This window comes from Burkholderia gladioli (assembly GCF_000959725.1).
Taxonomy (GTDB): Bacteria; Pseudomonadota; Gammaproteobacteria; order Burkholderiales; family Burkholderiaceae; genus Burkholderia; species Burkholderia gladioli.
Genome location: NZ_CP009323.1, coordinates 2728735 through 2745429, shown reverse-complemented (window position 1 = coordinate 2745429; position 16695 = coordinate 2728735). Strand labels below are relative to the sequence as shown.

General features: G+C 72.1%; 10 protein-coding genes and 1 riboswitch. Of the genes, 6 read left to right on the top strand and 4 right to left on the bottom strand.

Going from position 1 to position 16695, the window contains the following annotated elements; translation table 11 throughout:
* Positions 1-9 precede the first annotated feature (9 nt).
* The 6 genes from BM43_RS41420 (at position 10) to BM43_RS29275 (ending at position 6597) form a co-directional block, all read left to right on the top strand.
* A complete protein-coding gene (locus BM43_RS41420) occupies positions 10-174 on the top strand; it encodes a hypothetical protein (protein WP_155296520.1) in 165 nt (54 codons plus the stop codon).
* Between the two features lie 300 nt (positions 175-474).
* Positions 475-591, top strand: a riboswitch (TPP riboswitch).
* Positions 592-664: 73 nt separating this feature from the next.
* Positions 665-2596: a phosphomethylpyrimidine synthase ThiC gene (thiC, locus tag BM43_RS29295; protein WP_017919122.1), complete on the top strand. Its 1932-nt coding sequence runs from the start codon at positions 665-667 to the stop codon at positions 2594-2596.
* A gap of 262 nt (positions 2597-2858) precedes the next feature.
* The gene (locus BM43_RS29290; protein ID WP_013697213.1) at positions 2859-3071 is read left to right on the top strand and encodes a glycine zipper 2TM domain-containing protein; all 213 of its coding nucleotides are present in this window, start codon (positions 2859-2861) and stop codon (positions 3069-3071) included.
* A 222-nt stretch (positions 3072-3293) separates the two neighbouring features.
* Positions 3294-3629, top strand: a complete 336-nt coding sequence (locus BM43_RS29285) for a hypothetical protein (protein WP_013697212.1) — start codon at positions 3294-3296, stop codon at positions 3627-3629.
* Between the two features lie 325 nt (positions 3630-3954).
* Entirely contained in the window at positions 3955-4890 is a 936-nt protein-coding gene (locus BM43_RS29280) for a DMT family transporter (protein WP_036052190.1), read from the top strand.
* A gap of 393 nt (positions 4891-5283) precedes the next feature.
* Entirely contained in the window at positions 5284-6597 is a 1314-nt protein-coding gene (locus BM43_RS29275; protein WP_036052193.1) for an EAL domain-containing protein, read from the top strand.
* Positions 6598-6679: 82 nt separating this feature from the next.
* Here the strand turns inward: BM43_RS29275 and arfB are convergent, their stop codons facing one another.
* The 4 genes from arfB to recC are packed head-to-tail and all read right to left on the bottom strand — an operon-like array spanning position 6680 to position 16567.
* Positions 6680-7081 carry an alternative ribosome rescue aminoacyl-tRNA hydrolase ArfB gene (arfB, locus tag BM43_RS29270; RefSeq protein WP_013697209.1) on the bottom strand — a complete coding sequence of 134 codons (402 nt, stop codon included), beginning with the start codon at positions 7079-7081 and terminating at the stop codon, positions 6680-6682.
* Positions 7078-9390: an AAA family ATPase gene (locus BM43_RS29265; protein ID WP_036052196.1), complete on the bottom strand. Its 2313-nt coding sequence runs from the start codon at positions 9388-9390 to the stop codon at positions 7078-7080. The genes arfB and BM43_RS29265 overlap by 4 nt, the downstream gene beginning before the upstream one ends.
* Positions 9387-13142: an exodeoxyribonuclease V subunit beta gene (gene recB, locus BM43_RS29260; protein ID WP_036052199.1), complete on the bottom strand. Its 3756-nt coding sequence runs from the start codon at positions 13140-13142 to the stop codon at positions 9387-9389. The genes BM43_RS29265 and recB overlap by 4 nt, the downstream gene beginning before the upstream one ends.
* Positions 13139-16567 carry an exodeoxyribonuclease V subunit gamma gene (gene recC, locus BM43_RS29255; protein ID WP_036052201.1) on the bottom strand — a complete coding sequence of 1143 codons (3429 nt, stop codon included), beginning with the start codon at positions 16565-16567 and terminating at the stop codon, positions 13139-13141. Before recC ends, recB begins: the two co-directional genes overlap by 4 nt.
* Between the last annotated feature and the right edge of the window lie 128 nt (positions 16568-16695).

Genomic DNA, 16695 nt, shown 5'->3' with positions numbered 1-16695 from the left:
GGGCCCGGCATGGCAGCGGCAGCCGCAGCCATCGCCCAGGCGGCGGGCAGCGCGGCGAAACCATCGTGGCGGGAAATGCGGACGTGCGAGGGCGACCGGCGCGAAGCCGATACGGTGGGGAAAAACGAGCGGGACGGCATGTCGTCGAGAACGGAACCGGAGAAGTCGAACTGACCCAGAAGAATGGGCGCGCCGCGACCGACGGCGCCTTTGAAAGCATTATGCATGACAGCCAGGAAGGCGAATCGGGGTCAATCAGGAAAAGCTCGACGCTGACGTTTCGGCGCGACAACCGCCGCTCGCCCTTGTCGCGGCCCGACGCGAATCTGCCGCGAAACGACAGCCACCGCCGCGTTTCGAGCCATCCCGGCAAAACCCCGCGCGACAAGCCCGCCGGCCCTGCCCGGCGAATTCGGCGGCGCGCCGGCCAAGCGAGCGGTTGAAACCTCGGCCGTCCGGGTGTATCGTTCGCCCTTGCTAACGCGGGGGTCCTGCGTTGCGCCATTCGGAATGCGGCGCATCGCGGGTGAGAAATACCCTTTGAACCTGATCTGGATAATGCCAGCGCAGGGAAGCGTACGGGCCTCGCCACACGTGGTACCTCCGGCCGGCCTGCCGCCCTCTCTCGTCTCCTGCTTAGCGCCCCACATCAGGAGATGACCGCATGAATGCCAACCCGAAGTTCCTGTCCGCCGATGCCCGCGTCGACGCCGCCGCGATCGCCCCGCTGCCGAATTCCCGCAAGGTCTACGTGACGGGCTCGCAGCCCGACATCCGCGTGCCGATGCGCGAGATCACGCAGGCGGACACGCCGACCGGCTTCGGCGGCGAGAAGAATCCGCCGATCTACGTCTACGACACCTCGGGCCCCTATACCGACCCGGAAGCCAGCATCGACATCCGCTCGGGCCTGCCGGCGCTGCGCCAGGGCTGGATCGAGTCGCGCGGCGACACCGAGACGCTGGACGGCCTGAGCAGCGCCTACGGCCGCGAGCGCGCCGCCGACGCGGCCACCGCCGAGCTGCGCTTCCCCGGCCTGCACCGCCAGCCGCGCCGCGCGCAGGCCGGCAGGAACGTGACGCAGATGCACTACGCGCGCCAGGGCATCGTCACGCCCGAGATGGAATACATCGCGATCCGCGAGAACCAGCGCCGCGCCGAATACCTCGCCAGCCTCGAGGCGAGCGGCCCGAACGGCGCCAAGCTGGCCGCCATGATGGGCCGCCAGCACCGCGGCCAGGCCTTCGGCGCCGCCGCCTTCGGCGAGAACCCGCTGGGCGAGATCACGCCCGAGTTCGTGCGCGAGGAAGTCGCGCGCGGCCGCGCCATCATCCCCGCCAACATCAACCACCCGGAATCGGAGCCGATGATCATCGGCCGCAACTTCCTGGTGAAGATCAACGCCAACATCGGCAACTCGGCCGTCACCTCCTCGATCGGCGAGGAAGTCGACAAGATGACCTGGGCGATCCGCTGGGGCGGCGACACGGTGATGGACCTGTCCACCGGCAAGCACATCCACGAGACGCGCGAGTGGATCATCCGCAACAGCCCGGTGCCGATCGGCACGGTGCCGATCTACCAGGCGCTGGAGAAGGTCAACGGCCGTGCGGAAGACCTGACCTGGGAAATCTTCCGCGACACGCTGATCGAGCAGGCCGAGCAAGGCGTCGACTACTTCACGATCCACGCCGGCGTGCGCCTGCAATACGTGCCGCTGACCGCCAACCGCATGACGGGCATCGTCTCGCGCGGCGGCTCGATCATGGCCAAGTGGTGCCTCGCGCATCACAAGGAAAGCTTCCTCTACGAGCACTTCGAGGACATCTGCGAAATCATGAAGGCCTACGACGTGAGCTTCTCGCTCGGCGACGGCCTGCGCCCCGGCTCGATCTACGACGCCAACGACGAGGCCCAGCTCGGCGAGCTCAAGACGCTGGGCGAGCTCACCCAGATCGCCTGGAAGCACGACGTGCAGGTGATGATCGAAGGCCCGGGCCACGTGCCGATGCAGTTGATCAAGGAGAACATGGACCTGCAGCTCGACTGGTGCAAGGAAGCGCCGTTCTACACGCTCGGGCCGCTGACCACCGACATCGCGCCGGGCTACGACCACATCACCTCGGGCATCGGCGCGGCGATGATCGGCTGGTTCGGCACCGCGATGCTCTGCTACGTGACGCCCAAGGAGCACCTGGGCCTGCCGAACAAGGACGACGTCAAGGAAGGCATCATCACCTACAAGCTGGCGGCGCACGCGGCCGACCTGGCCAAGGGCCATCCGGGCGCGCAGGTGCGCGACAACGCGCTGTCCAAGGCGCGCTTCGAGTTCCGCTGGGAAGACCAGTTCAACCTCGGCCTCGATCCGGACAAGGCGCGCGAATTCCACGACGAGACCCTGCCCAAGGATTCGGCCAAGGTCGCGCACTTCTGCTCGATGTGCGGCCCGCACTTCTGCTCGATGAAGATCACGCAGGACGTGCGCGACTTCGCGGCCAAGCAGGGCGTGTCGGAAAGCGAGGCGCTGAAGAAGGGCATGGAAGTCAAGGCGGTCGAGTTCGTCAAGACCGGCGCCGAGATCTACCACCGCCAGTGAGCGGCATCGGCGCGGCCGTTACCGCGCGCGGGATATCTCCTGCGCGCGGCCTAGCGCTGCGCCGCAGCATGCGCGGCCTCGGGGGCGCGGCCGGTGCAAGCCGCGTACCCGCGGCGATACATTTGATTACGCCGGAAAAGCGGCTTAACAAGTCCTTACAGCAGCCGGTTCGCGGCTCCTCTAGATTGATAGTGTCGCGCGCGAATCGGATTTCCCGGGCCGCACGCCACGACTCACTCTTCACTCTTTCCGAGGACACACCATGAACTCGATCCGACGTGTTGGGATAGGGGCGCTGCTGATCGCCACCATCGCGAGCCTGTCGGCCTGCGACTCGATGACGACGCGCCAGCGCGATACGGCGATCGGCGCCGGTGTCGGCGGCGTGGCCGGCGCGGCCATCGGCGGCAGCGCGCTGTCGACGCTGGGCGGCGCGGCCGCCGGCGGCATCATCGGTAACCAGGTCGGCAAGTAAGCGCCCGCCCGGGCTTGAACCCAGTTGATCGCCCCGCCCGCGCGTTCGCGGGCGGGGCGACTCGTCCTGCCGCCCTCGCTCCCCACAGTTCGCCTCGTGACACGATGCGGGCTCGCGCGTGTTGAAATCTGCCGTTACTGTTTCACACAGCGTTTCATGCGCGACGCGCCTAAGCTCCCCGTATCGCCACCGTCACAGGACGCCTCCGTCCGGAGGTCCGCCATGAAAACCCGCACTTTCGTCGCCGCCGGCCTCGCCACCGTCGCCCTCGCCGGCTGCTATTACCCTTACGGCTATTACCCGGCCGGCGGTTATTACGCGGCCACCCCGGTCGCGCCCGCCGCGACCGATCCGAACTACCCGGCACCGGCCTACAACACCGCGCCGGCCTATGTCGCACCGGCCTATCCGGCCTATTACCCGGCCTACCCGGCGCCGGCCTACTATCCGGCCTATGGTGGCTGGTGGGGGCCGTCGGTCTCGCTGGGCTTCCGCTTCGGCGGAGGCGGCTACTGGGGACACGGCGGACGCTGGGGCGGCTGGCACGGCCATCGTTGAGCGTGGCGAGCGCGGGCTGCAGGTTCGCCTCGCCCGCGCCCGAGCGATCGCGGCCGCGCCGCCGTGCGTGGCCTGATCCATCGTCGGCGTGGCGCGCCGGGCGCCCGATCGTGCGTGCGGCTGCGAGAGCCGGCCTTCGGAGTTCGAGGCCCTTCGCCTTGCCACGCGCCCCACGCGCCCGACCTGCCGCCTTCGCCGGCAAGCCAGCATCGACGATTCCTCAGACCTATCTCCGCCTTTTTGCCATTTCATCCGTTCCTGTAACATCGGCGGCCGGCGCGGCGCTACCATGCCTCGGCATCCCGCGCCCCCATTCGAGCCCGCCATGTCCACCCGCCATCTCTCGCTGCTGATCCTGCTCGCCGCCTTCTGGGGCGCCTCGTTCCTGTTCATCCGCGTCGGCGTCGCCGACTTCGGCGTCGCCCCGCTGATGGTGCTGCGCGTCGGCTTCGGCGCGCTGTTCCTGCTGGTGCTCGCGCTGGCGCGCAACGGCGCGGCCGGACTGGCGCGCACGCTGCGCCGCCATGCCTGGCCGCTGCTGGTCTGCGGCCTGCTCAACTCGGCCGCGCCGTTCTGCCTGTTCGCCTTCGCCGAGCTGACGCTGCAGGCCGGCATCACCTCGGTGATCAATGCCACCGCGCCGCTGTGGGCCGCGGTGGTGGCCTATCTCTGGCTTGGCGAACGGCTCTCGATGCCGCGCGTGTTCGGCCTGGTGCTCGGTTTCGCGGGCGTGCTGCTGCTGGTAGGCAACCAGGTGCTCGCGCCCGAGGGCAGCACCGGCGGCGCGAGCGCCGGCGCCACCGCGCTGGCCGCCGCGGCCGCGCTCGGCGCGACCCTGCTGTACGGGATCGCCGCCAACTACACCAAGCGCAAGCTGTCCGGCGTCGACCCGCTGATCAACGCGACCGGCACCATGACCGGCGCCACCCTGTTGCTGCTGCCCTTCGCGCTGGCCACCTGGCCGGCCGCGCCGGCCTCGGCGCAGGCCTGGGGCGCGGTGATCGCGCTCGGCATCCTGTGCACCGGCGTCGCCTACCTGATCTTCTTCTACCTGATCGCGCATGTCGGGCCGTCACGCACCATCACAGTGACCTTCGTGATCCCGATCTTCGGCATCCTGTGGGGCGCGCTGTTCCTCGGCGAAACAGTCGCGCCGATCATGCTCGCCGGCTGCGCGGTGGTGCTGCTCGGCACCGCGCTCGCGACCGGCGCGATCCGGCGCATCCCGGGCTTCGGGTCGGCACGCGACACGGCCGCCTGAGCCGCGATGCGCGGCGGCAATGCTTCGAATCCCGCCACGCATCGCCACTGCAATGCTGCCTCTCTTTTTCCTCGCTTTCCGGCTTTTTCGACACTTCAATCGTTTGCGCCCAGGCTTTGGCGCAGGCCGACAAGGCCCCGCCAAGCGCTGCGCGTGCGGCCGAACAACAGGTGTGCGAAGCGTCGATGATTCGTAGCGCCGATCATTTTCCGTGCTCGTCCATTCGGTGTAGAGTACGTGGGCGCGCGACGCGGCGGCCACCGCGTCAACCCGGCCGGCAGCGCGCTGCCACACACAGCCTCACGCAGCCTCGGGTAGCCACACACGACCGCGCGGTGCCGCCGCCGATCCCCCCGGATCGCACGACGCCCGCCCCCACCGAACTCACGCGCAATGCGACCGTCCGCCGAACTGACGCTAGACCATCTCGTCAGCCTGCTCGTATCCGACGGTGCCGGCGGCTGGACCGCCAACTATCGCGGCATGCGCCTGACCTCGGCATTCCAGCCGGTACTCTCGATCACGCACCGGCGCATCGTCGGCTACGAGGCGCTGGTGCGCGCGCAGGCTTCGAGCGATGCCTCGCTGGAACCGGAAGCGCTGTTCGCGCTCGCGCACACGCGCGGCGACGCCCCGCTGCTCGATCGCATGACGCGCTGCCTGCACGCGGCCAATTTCGCCGCGCAGGATCCCGGCCACGGCTGGCTGTTCCTCAACGTGATGCCGCAGATGCTCGACTCGGGCAGCGCGCAGCGCGAATCGATCGACGAGCTCTGCGCGCATTTCTCGCTGCCGCCCACCCGCGTGGTGCTCGAGGTGATCGAGCAACCGGTGCGCGACGAAGCCGCGCTGGCACGCACCATCGACCGCATCCAGCATCGCGATTTCCTGATCGCGATCGACGATTTCGGCACCGGCTTCTCGAACTTCGACCGCGTCTGGCAGGCGCATCCCGACATCGTCAAGCTCGACCGCTCGCTGGTCGAGCGCGCGCAGCAGCCCGGCGACGCGCGCCGCAACATCCGCCACCTGGTGACCATGCTGCATCAGGCCGGCGCGCTGGTGCTGGCCGAGGGCATCGAAACCACCCACGCGCTGCAGGTGCTGATGGATGCCGACGTCGACTTCGTGCAGGGTTTCCTGTTCGGGCAGCCCGATGCCTCGCTGGCACGGGCCGGCGAAGGCGGTACGCGCCATATCGACGAGGCATGGGCGCGGCACGCCGCGCGCCGCGAGGCGCGGGCGCTGCGCAACGGCCCCTGTTTCGGCGAGCTCGAGCGGCGGCTGCTGGCGGCCGCGCAGGCCTGGCTCGCGAACGGCGACCTGGCCGCCGCGGCCGCGCCGCTGTTCGAACTGCCCGAGATCCGGCGCTTGTTCGTGACCGACCCGCAGGGCCGCCAGCCGGTCCCCTCGATCGCGCGCCCCGACGCGGTCTCGCCGACCCAGGCGGCGCGCCTCGCGCCGCTGTTTCCCGATACCGACAGCAACTGGTCGCGCCTGCCGGTCTGGCAGCGCGCGATGCAGACGCCGGGCCGCGTGATCATGGCCGGCCCGCAGCATTCGCTGACCGAGGGCCGCAACGCCTGGTCGGCGGCGCTCGCGGCGAGCGCGCCGCCAGGCAGCGAGGTGAAGGTGGTGCTCTGCGTGGAGTTCGTGTCGGACCCGCACGACGAGGGCGACGCATTCGAGGCGGCCGACGAAGCCTGAGCCGCGTTCATGCGCACCGAACGGTACTCGGTTCGGCACCGCGCCGTTCCCTCGCGATTCGAGCCGCAACCGGCTCGATGCCTCAATCCACGACCTTGCCCCGCCCGGCCTTGACGGTCCCGCGCCGATTCTTCGCATCGAGCCGGCGCTCCTTCGAGGCACGCGTCGGCCGCGTCGCCACCCGCGCGCGCCGCACCACGGCGACACTCGCGATCAGTGCGTCGAGCCGCGCCAGCGCGGCCACGCGGTTCTGCTCCTGGGTGCGATATTCCTGCGACTTCAGCACCACCACGCCGTCGCGCGTGATGCGCTGGTCGGACAGCGCGAGCAGGCGCTCCTTCAACAGCTCGGGCAGGGAGGAGGCGCGGATGTCGAAGCGCAGGTGGATCGCGCTCGACACCTTGTTGACGTTCTGGCCGCCGGCGCCCTGCGCGCGCATCGCCGAGAGTTCGACCTCGGCGGGATCGAGCGTGTAGCGGATCATGTTCCGTTCTCCTGATCGACTGTCTTGTCGGCGCCTGCGTGCCGCGCGGCGGCCTCGGCGATCCGCGCGGCAAGGCCCGAGTCGCGCTGGGTGCGCGTGGCGATCGCCTGCGCCAGCACCGTGCGCGGCCCGATCACCTGCACCCGTGAACGCGCGCGCGTGATCGCGGTATAGACCAGCTCGCGCGACAGCACGCGCCCGAACGCGGCCGGCAGGACCAGCGCCGCCTCGTCGAACTCCGAACCCTGCGACTTGTGGACCGTCAGCGCGAAGGCCGTATCGTGGGGCGGCAGCGCGGCCGGCGAGACCGCGCGTGCCTGCCCGTCGGCGCCGCGGAACCAGACCCGCAGCGCGCCGCGCGCATCGGGCAGCGCGATGCCGATATCGCCGTTGAACAGGCCGAGCGCGTAGTCGTTGCGCGTGACCATCACGGGCCGGCCCGCGAACCAGTGCGCGCCGACCGCGAGCGGCACGCGCACCGCGCGACGCACCTGGGCGGCGACGCGCTGGTTGACCTCGTCGGCGCCGCGCGCGCCGCTGCGGGTGGCGCACAGGATGCGGAAGCGGTTCAGCGCGTCGAACAGCGGCAGCGGATCGGGCTCGGCCGTGGCGAGCGCCGCGCGCAAGGCCTCGCCATAGGCGTCGAAACCGTGCGCGAGGCGCTCGATGGTGGCCACGGACAAGGCGTCGCCGCTGTCGTCGTAGTAACGCGCGGCGGCGCCGGCTTCAGTCGACAAGGCATCGAGCGCGTCTTGCGCCGCGCCGCGGCGGATCGCCAGCGACAGCCGGCCGATCGGCGAATCGAGGCCGAAGCGGTAGTTGCGTTCGAGCCAGACGACGCAGTCGGCCAGGGGGGAGATGGCGCCGACGGGAGGTGCCGGTTCGAGTCCGGTCCCCGGCACCCAAGTTCGCGCCTCCCGATTCATCGCGGCGCCCGCGACATCCTGCTCGTCGATCCGCCAGGCATCGAGCCAGCCCAGTTCCTCGGGCTCGATCCAGGCATCGAGCGGCGCGCCCGCGAAGCTGTCGATCGATACCGCGGGCAGCGCGACCGGCTCGACGATCGGCGCCTCGTCGAAATCGAACAGGGAAGCCTGCGCCGGCGACGGGTCCGCTTCGTCACGCGCCTTGCGCTTGCCGCGCGCCGTCGCGCGCGTGGTCGTCGAAGCCGGCCTGGCGGGCGGCGTCACCGCATCAGGTGCCGCTCCAGCCAGCACCGGCGGCCCGCCCGCCTCCGCCGGCAGCGCCGCCACGAAGTCCGCCACCTCGACGCCCAGCGCCTGCGCGATGCGCCGGCAGCCCGCCGCGCTGAAGGCCGGCCGCGCGCTCAGCTCGGCGAACACGGCGCCGGCCTCGACGGCGGCGAGCTGGTCCTTGTCGCCGAGCAGCACCAGCCGCGCGCCCGGCGCCAGCGCGTCGAGCAGGTGCGCGGCGAGGGCGACATCGATCATCGAGGCCTCGTCGACCACCACCAGCTCGTAAGGCAGCGGATTGTCGCGATGATGGCGGAAGCGCCCGCCCGGCAGCCAGCCGAGCAGGCGATGCAGCGTGTAGGAGATTTGCGGCAGGCGCGCCGCGAGTTCCGGCGGCAGGCCCGAGGCGCGCGCATGCAGGGCTTCCTGCATGCGCTGCGCGGCCTTGCCGGTCGGCGCGGCCAGCGCGATCCGCAGCGTTGGCTGCATCTCCACCAGGCAGGCGATCACGCCCACCACGGTGGTGGTCTTGCCGGTGCCGGGGCCGCCGCTGACGATCGTCACCCGCCCGCCCAGCGCGACCAGGGCGGCGACGCGCTGCCAGTCGATCTCGCCGGCGCGCGGCGCCGCGAAGAAGCGCTCGAGGCTCTCGCGCAGCGCGACAGGCGAGAACGCGGCCTCGCCCACTTGCGAGGCCGCGCCCGCGTGCATCACCAGCGCATCGGCCAGGCGCGTCTCGTAGTCGTAATAGCGCGCGAGATAAAGCCGCCCTTCCCCATCCACCACCAGCGGGCAATCGGCGCCGCGCGGCGCGCGGCCGAAGGCGGCCACGCCGCTGGCGGCCAGCTCGGCGCGCACCGCGTCGAGCGTGGTGGCGTAGCGTTCGGCGAGCGCCGCCAGCGAGATGCAGACGTGGCCGGCGGCGGTCGCGCGGCTGGCCGCGAAGGCGGCGCGCGCGGCCCAGCGCGCGGCATCGGGGGCAGCGCCCAGCCGGCGCGACAGCATGCCGATCCGGCGCGCGAAACCCTCGGCCAGCGTGAGCCCGAAATCGGCCGGCTCGGGCAGGCGTTCGGCCAGCCCGCCGACGAAGCCGAACGGTTCGGTCAGGTCCTTCATGCGCGCTCCTTGCGCATCAGCGCGTCGAGCGCCTCGACCAGCTCGCGCGAGGGCCGCCGCGCATGCACGCCCGAGGGCCGCCCGCCGCTCGACCAGCCGGGACGCACGCCGCGCACGAAAAGGTAGAGATACCCGGCCATGTGGCTGTCGTAGTCGTAGCCGGGCAGGCGCACGCGCAGGTAGCGATGCAGCGCGACGGTATAGAGCAGCGCCTGCAGGTGATAGGCGTGGTCGGCCATCGCCGCATCGAGCGCGGCCGGCCCATAGGCGTCGGGGGTCGCGCCAAGATGGTTCGACTTCCAGTCGACGATCCAGAAGCGGCCGTCGTGCTCGACGATCATGTCGATGAAGCCCTTGAAGAAACCCGCGAGCGTACCCGATTCGAGCGCCACGTCGGGATAGCCGTGCTCGACCAGCAACGCACGCAGCGCCGCGAAATCGAGCGCGGCGGCCGGGAACAGGAATTCCATCTCGTTCAGGCGCCGGCCCGGATCGATCGCGGCGAGCTGCATGCCGGGCACCAGCTCGGTGGCGACCACCTCGGCCAGCATGCGCGTCATCATCGCCGGCAGCCGCTTGGCCAGCTCGGGCTCGGCTTCCACCGGCCGCTCGTGCAGCGCGCGCCGCGCGGCTTCGTCCCAGCCGCTGGCGTCGCCGAAGTCGCTCAGCTCGAACAGCAGGTGCAGGCACTCGCCGGCCGCCGCGCCGCGCGGGAAACCAACGATATCGTCGGGATTGGGTTGCATGGCGCGCTCGCCGCCGCCGTCGATGCGCGGCACCGGATCAACGGCGGCGGCGAGCGCATCGTGATCGGGACGCAGCGCCTCGTCGGGCACGGCCGCGATGCCTTCCTGCTCGCGCGCGATCGAGGCCGTCAGCGAGCTGAAGCTGGCGATGCGCCAGGCGTCGCGCAAAAAGCGCGCGGCCTGGCGCGCGCCGCCGAGCCGTTCGGCATCGTGGCCGGCCGCCAGCGGCGTGCGTGCGCTCACGCCCGGCAGCGGCGCGATCGAGATCGGGCCGGTGGCCAACGCACGCCAGCTCGCGGCCAATTCCTCGGCCTCGGGCGGTGTCTCGAGCCAGGTGTCGAAGCCGTGGCCGGCGCCGCCGACCAGCCAGTTCAGCACGCTGCGGCGCGCCTCGCGCGTCGAACGCGCCGACTGGTAGACGCCCGCCACCAGGTAGCAGCGATGCACCGCGCGCGTGAGCGCGACATAGACCAGCCGCGCGCGTTCGGCCGCCTGCTCGCGACGCGCCTGCGTGGCGGCCAGCTCGGCGGCCGCCTCGTCGCAGCCGTAATGGAGCACCGCCGCGCCGGCCTCGTCGTGATACTCGCGCGCATCGGGCAGGGCATCCTCGCGCGGCTCGTGCAAGCGCCCATCGTTCAGGAACGGACAGAACACCACCGCGTATTCGAGGCCCTTGGACTTGTGCACGGTGACGATCTGCACCAGGTTGCGATCCGATTCGAGCCGCAATTGCGCGTCCTCGCCGCCGCCCACCGCACGCTGCGCGGCCAGCCAGCGCAGCGTCGGCGCGATACCGGGCTGCGCCGAGGCACGCGCCTGGGTCAGCTCGGCCAGGTGGTTGATGTCGGTCACGCGCCGCTCGCCGTCGGCGCCGCCGATCAGCCGCTCGGCGATCCGCAGCTCGCGCGCGAAGCTGCGCCACATCACCGCGAAACCGCGTTCGCGCCAGAGCAGGCGATAGCGCGAGAAGCGCTCGACCCAGCTCATCGCGTCGGCATCATCGGCGGCCGCGCCGGGCGCCGCCTCGCCCTGCTCCAGCCGCCACAGCGCCGCCGCGTCGAGCCCGAACCAGTCGGTGGCGAGCGCCGCGCGCAGCCGGCGCAGGTCGCCCGGCGCATCGATGGCGGCCAGCACGCGCTCGAGCTGCTCGGCGTCGAGCGTGGCGAACACCGAGGCCTGCGCGAGCTCGACGCTGCCGATCCCCCAGGCGGCCAGCACGCGCTTGACGATGCTGCCCTGCCGGTGGGTCTGCACCAGCACGGCGATATCGGCCGGCGTGAGCGCGGCCTCGCCGAGTCGCACCGCGCCCTCGCGCGCGCCGCGCATCAGGCGCGCAATCTCGGCGGCGCAGGCCTGCGCGGCCTGCCATTGCGCGTCGCGCTTGCCCAGCGCCTGGTCGCCGTCGGGCAGCATCCAGATCCGGAAATCGCCGCTGCCGGCGCGCGGATCGGTGCCGTCGACGAAGGGCGCGCGCTGCCGCGTGCCGGCGCGCACCGGCTGGTAGTCGAGGCCGTCCAGCACGAAGGCGCGCGGGTTCGCGCCGAACACGCGGTTGCAGGCCTCGACGATGGCCGGCGTCGAGCGCTGGTTCACCGCCAGCGTGTAGCGCGCGCCGGCCCGCTCGCGCGCGGCCAGGTAGGTGTGCAGGTCGGCCGCGCGGAAGCTGTAGATCGCCTGCTTCGGATCGCCGACCAGGAACAGCGGCCCGGCCGGCGCGAAGATCCGGTCGAAGATCGCGAACTGCAGCGGGTCGGTGTCCTGGAACTCGTCGATCAGCGCGGCCGGGTAGCGGCGGCGCAGCGTGTCGGCGAGCCAGGGATGCGCCTCGAGCGCGTGATACAGGTTGGCGATCAGGTCGTCGAAGGAGACCACGCGGCGCGTGCGCTTCTTCTCGGCGAGACGCGCCGGCGCCTCGGCCAGCCAGTCGGCGATCAGCGCCAGCCAGCGCGCGCGCTGCGCGGCCTCGGCGGCGGCCAGCGCGGCCTCCAGCGCCTCGGCCGCCTCGAAGAACGGATGCTCGGGCGTGGCGCCGCCCTTCTTGGTGGCCTTTTCCAGCACGCCGCGGGTGAGCTTCAGGGCCGGCTTGGGCAAGGCGGCCGGTGCCAGCGCGCCGGCCGCCTCGTTGAAATAGGCGCCCCAGGCGGCCAGCGCGTCGGCCACCGCCTCGGGCTTGTGCGAGCGCTGGTTCAAGGAAGCCTGCGCCAGCTCCAGCACGCCGGCGATCGCCGCGCGCTCGGCCTGCCACAACGCGGCCGCCGCCGCGTGGCTGGCCCGCAGCGCCGCGTCGAAATCCACGCCCTGCGCGTGCGGATCGGGCAGGCCGTCGAAGCGCAGCGCGGCCAGCGGTTTCTTCAGGCGCCGCGCGAGCTGCGCGTCGAGCGCTTCCGGTCCGGCGCGATGCGCGACCAGCCAGGCCGCGAAGCCGGGATGCGCGGCCGCCACCGGCTCGACGCGCGTGCGCCAGAACTCGGCCGCCAGCTCGAAGCGCAGCACCGCGTCGTCGGCCTCCATCTCGAAGGCGAACGGCATGGCGGCCGCGAACGGCGCTTCCTGCAACGCGCGCTGGCAGAACGCGTGAATGGTGTGGATCGCCGCCTGGTCGAAGCCGCGCAGCGCGCGGCGGATTCGCTTGGCGGCGGTTTCGGCATCGATTCCGCTGCCGTCATCGTCGCCACCGCCGTCGCTGCCCTCGCCGAGCGTGGTCTCGAACAAGCGCGCGACAAACGGATCGCCGCCGTCATCGCCGGTCTCCAGCGCGTGCGCGAGCTGCGCGAGCCGTCCTCGGATCCGCTCGTGCAGCTCGGCGGTGGCGGCCTTGGTGAAGGTCACCACCAGGATCTGGTCGGCCTGCAGGTCGTGTTCGAGCAGCAGGCGCACATAGAGCGCGCAGATGTTCCAGGTCTTGCCGGTGCCGGCCGAGGCCTCGATCTGGTTCACCCCGTCCAGCGCGCAGGCGAAGACGTCGAGCTCCTGGGGCGCCTGCGAGGCAGCGATGGCGGTGCTCATGCCTCGCTCCTGAGGTGCTCGGCGAGCGGCGTGAAGACCAGGCGCGCGAGCGCCGGGAACGGCGCGTCGAGCGAAAGATTCCTGCCGCGCCAGACGATCGCGAGCGCCGCGTCGTCGGCCTCGCTGGCCACGCGCTCGTTGATCCACACGCCGGCGGCCTTGGCCTCGCCTTCCGCGACCAGCGCCCAGGCGCTCTTCGGGAAGAAGCGCAGCGGCATGCGGCGGCCGGCGCGGAACAGCGCGGCCAGCGGCGCGAGATGCGCGAGCGGGTCGGCCACCGGCGCGAATTCGAAACCCTCGCCGCTGCCGAACCACCGCGTGCGGCGCGGGCCGCCCGGATCGATCGCGCAATAGACCAGGTGCGCGAGCCAGGCCGACAGATGATCGCGCGCGCCGGGCCGCGCGTAGCGGTAGATCACCTGCCCGGCGGGCGTGAGCCGGTTCAGCGTGCCGTGCAGCGAAAGCGGCGCGCGCAGCGCATCGGCCGCCAGTGCCGCATCCTCGGCGCCGAACCAGGGCATCTCGCCCTGCGGCCAGGCCGGCGTGATCTCCAGCGCGAAGGCGCGCCGCTCGGCGCCCGCCTCCAGCGCGAGCCGCACCTTGCCGGCCAGCCGGTCAAGCGCGCCGAGCGCCTGCTCGCGCCACACCGCGCCGGTCGCGCCGCCCGGCATCTCGGGGCTCGCCTCGGCCACGCGGCGCGCGAGTTCGCCCACGCTCTCGCCGGCGCCATGCTCGACGCTCTCGACGAACATCGGCAGCACGCGCGCGGCCAGCGCATCGCTGCCCGCGTAGTCGAGCGCGAAGGGTTCGGTGTCGATCAGCTCGGCCTGCGCGTCGAACAGCGCGACGCCGAGCCGGTCGCGCAGCAGCGCGCGCGCCGGATGGCGCCAGAAGCGCTCGAAGTCGCCGAAGGCCACCGGCGCCTCGGGCTCGGGCGGCAGCGGCGCGGCGAAGAACGGCGGCACGTCCCCGGTCGCGCCGCGCGCGAGCTGGCCGGCCAGCGTGGCGCGTTCGGCGTCGTAGGAATAGAGCCGCCCTCCGGTCTCGAAGTAGTCGGCCGAGAACGGCTGCAGCGGATGCTCGATCACGAAGGCGCGCCGCGCCGCCTCGATCGCGGCCGGCGCCGCGCCCGGCCCGGCCGTGACCTCGGCCACGTAGTCGAGCAGCTCGTCGACCAGGGCGGCCGGCGGCAAGGGCGCGTTGTCGCGGATGCTGCGGCCCGTGTAGGTGATCAGCAGCCGGTCGCGCGCGGCCAGCAGCAGGTCGAGGAACAGGTTGCGCTCGTCGTCGCGGCGCTGGCGATCGCCGAGCTTGGCGAACACCGCCATCAGGTCGAATTCGTCGGCGCGCGCCAGGCTCGGCAGCACGCCGTCGTCCATCCCGACCAGGCAGACCACGCGATACGGCAGGCCGCGCAGGCTGGTCAGCGAGGAGAAGGTCACGCCGCCCCAGGGCACGCCGCCGCGCGCCGGATCGTCGAGCGCGGCGGCGAAACCGGCGCGCATCACGGCGGCCGGCACCGGCAGGTCGCGCGCGCCCTCGCGGATCGTCGCGACCAGCGCGTCGAGCGCGTCGCGCACGCCCGACAAGGCGTCCGCGTGGGCCGCGCCCGAATCGAAGAAGCGCGCCAGCGCATCGGCGAAGATCTCGCCCCAGGCTTCGGGTGTTTCCTCGCCGGCGATGCGGCCGGCGAACCAGTCGAGATCGTCGGTGAAGCGCGCGAGCCGGCCCAGCAGTTCGGCTTCGCCGCCCTCAGGGCCATCCACCGGCAGGTAGGCGCCGATCGGCGCGGCACCATCGGGCATCGCGTAGCCGAGGAACAGCCGCGCCAGCGCATCGGCGAAGGTGTGGCGGCGCACCGGGACGGCGTCGCCGTCCACCGCGCCGCCCGCGGCATCGTTCGCGGCCGCCAGCCCGCGACGCGCGCCGGCCGCGGCGAGCCAGGTCTGCACGGTCTCGAGCGCGGCCGCGTCGATGCCGTAGCGGGCCGCCACCGCGTCCACGCGCAGCCACTCCACCAACTCGGGTGCGCCCACCTCGCGATCGGGCAAGGCCAGCCAGTCGAGCAGCACGCGCGCCACCGGGTTGGCCTGCGAGGGCGGCAGCCCGGTGATCCGGTACGGCACGCGCGCGGCCTCCTGCGAGGCGGCGGTGCCGAACACCGCGTCGATCAGCGGGCCGGCCGCGGCCAGGTCGGCCACCGCCACCAATACGTCCGAAGGCGCGAGCGTCGGGTCCTCGGCGAAGGCGGCCAGCAGCCGGTCGTGCAGCACCTCGAGCTGGCGCGCCAGGCCGTGGCAGACATGCACCTCGATGCCGCGCTCGGCCGGCGGCGGCCCCAGCTCGGCCTCGGGCTGCAGATCGAGGATCGCGTTCTGGATCCGCGCCAGCCAGGTGTCGCCGGCGAAGCCGTCGTATTGCGCGGCATCGGTGGCGGCGGCGGTTTCGGTCAGCTCGTGCAGCATGTGCAGCTGCGCCTGGGTCTGGCGCCCCCACTCGGCCAGCAGCGGATGGCCGACCTGCTGGTAGTCGAGCTGGCCGGCCGCGTCGAGCGACTCGACGCGCGCGGCGCTGACGATGTCGAACCAGAATTCGCGGCAGGGATTGAGCGCGTAGATCCGCACGTCGATCCAGCGCGACAGCTCGCGCAGCAGCGCGACGTGCAGCGGCGGCATGGTCGGCAGCGCGAACACGCTGACCGCGTCGGGCCAGGCGGCCAGCGTGCGCGCGTCGGGCGCGAGCGCGGGCGCCTCGCGCAGGAAACGATGCGCGGGCGGCTCGCCGTCCTCGGCCAGCTCGGCCACCAGCGCGCGCCACAGCGCGGCCTGCCAGTGCTCGTCGTCGCGCGCGGCCTCGGCGCCGCGCGAAGGCGTGCCCTCCAAAGCGAAGATCGAGCCGCCGTCGCGCCAGGCAGCCAGCCATTCGGGCCGGTAGGTCAGGTAGTGGTCGAACACCGAGGCGAGCCGATGGGCCAGCTCGTAGCGCATCGGCGCATCGGCCGCCGCCAGATAGGCCGCGAGTCGCGGCGAGGCGAGCCAGGGCGCCGCGCCGTGCGCTGCGCCGGCTTCGTCGAGACCGCCATGAGCGCCGCCCTCGTCCGCCGAATCCATCGAATCCGCCGCCTCCGACAGCAGCCGGTAGCAGCGCCACACCAGCCGGTCCGGCGCGAACGGCGAGCGCGGCGGCACGCGCAGCACCTGGCCGATCTGCGTCCACAGCCACTGCGCCAGGTAGCTGAACTCGAGGTTGGCGCAAATGCCGTGCCGCCCGGCGATGTCGAGCTCGAGCCGCCGCCGCAGCGCCGCGCTCGGCACGATCACCTGCTGGCGCGCCCACGGGCCCGCCGCGCCCGGATGCGAGGCGAGATGCTCGATCAGCGCATCGGCGAGGGTTTCGTGGCGGTTCGAGAAGAAGAGATGGAGCATGCGGGCGGCGCGACGGACGAGGCGCGGCACGAAACCGCGCAGGAAGCGCCAAGGATAGCAAACGCGCCCGCGCCCGGATATTCGGAGAACGGCCAGACGGCCGGCCCGGGGAAATACGATAGACTCGT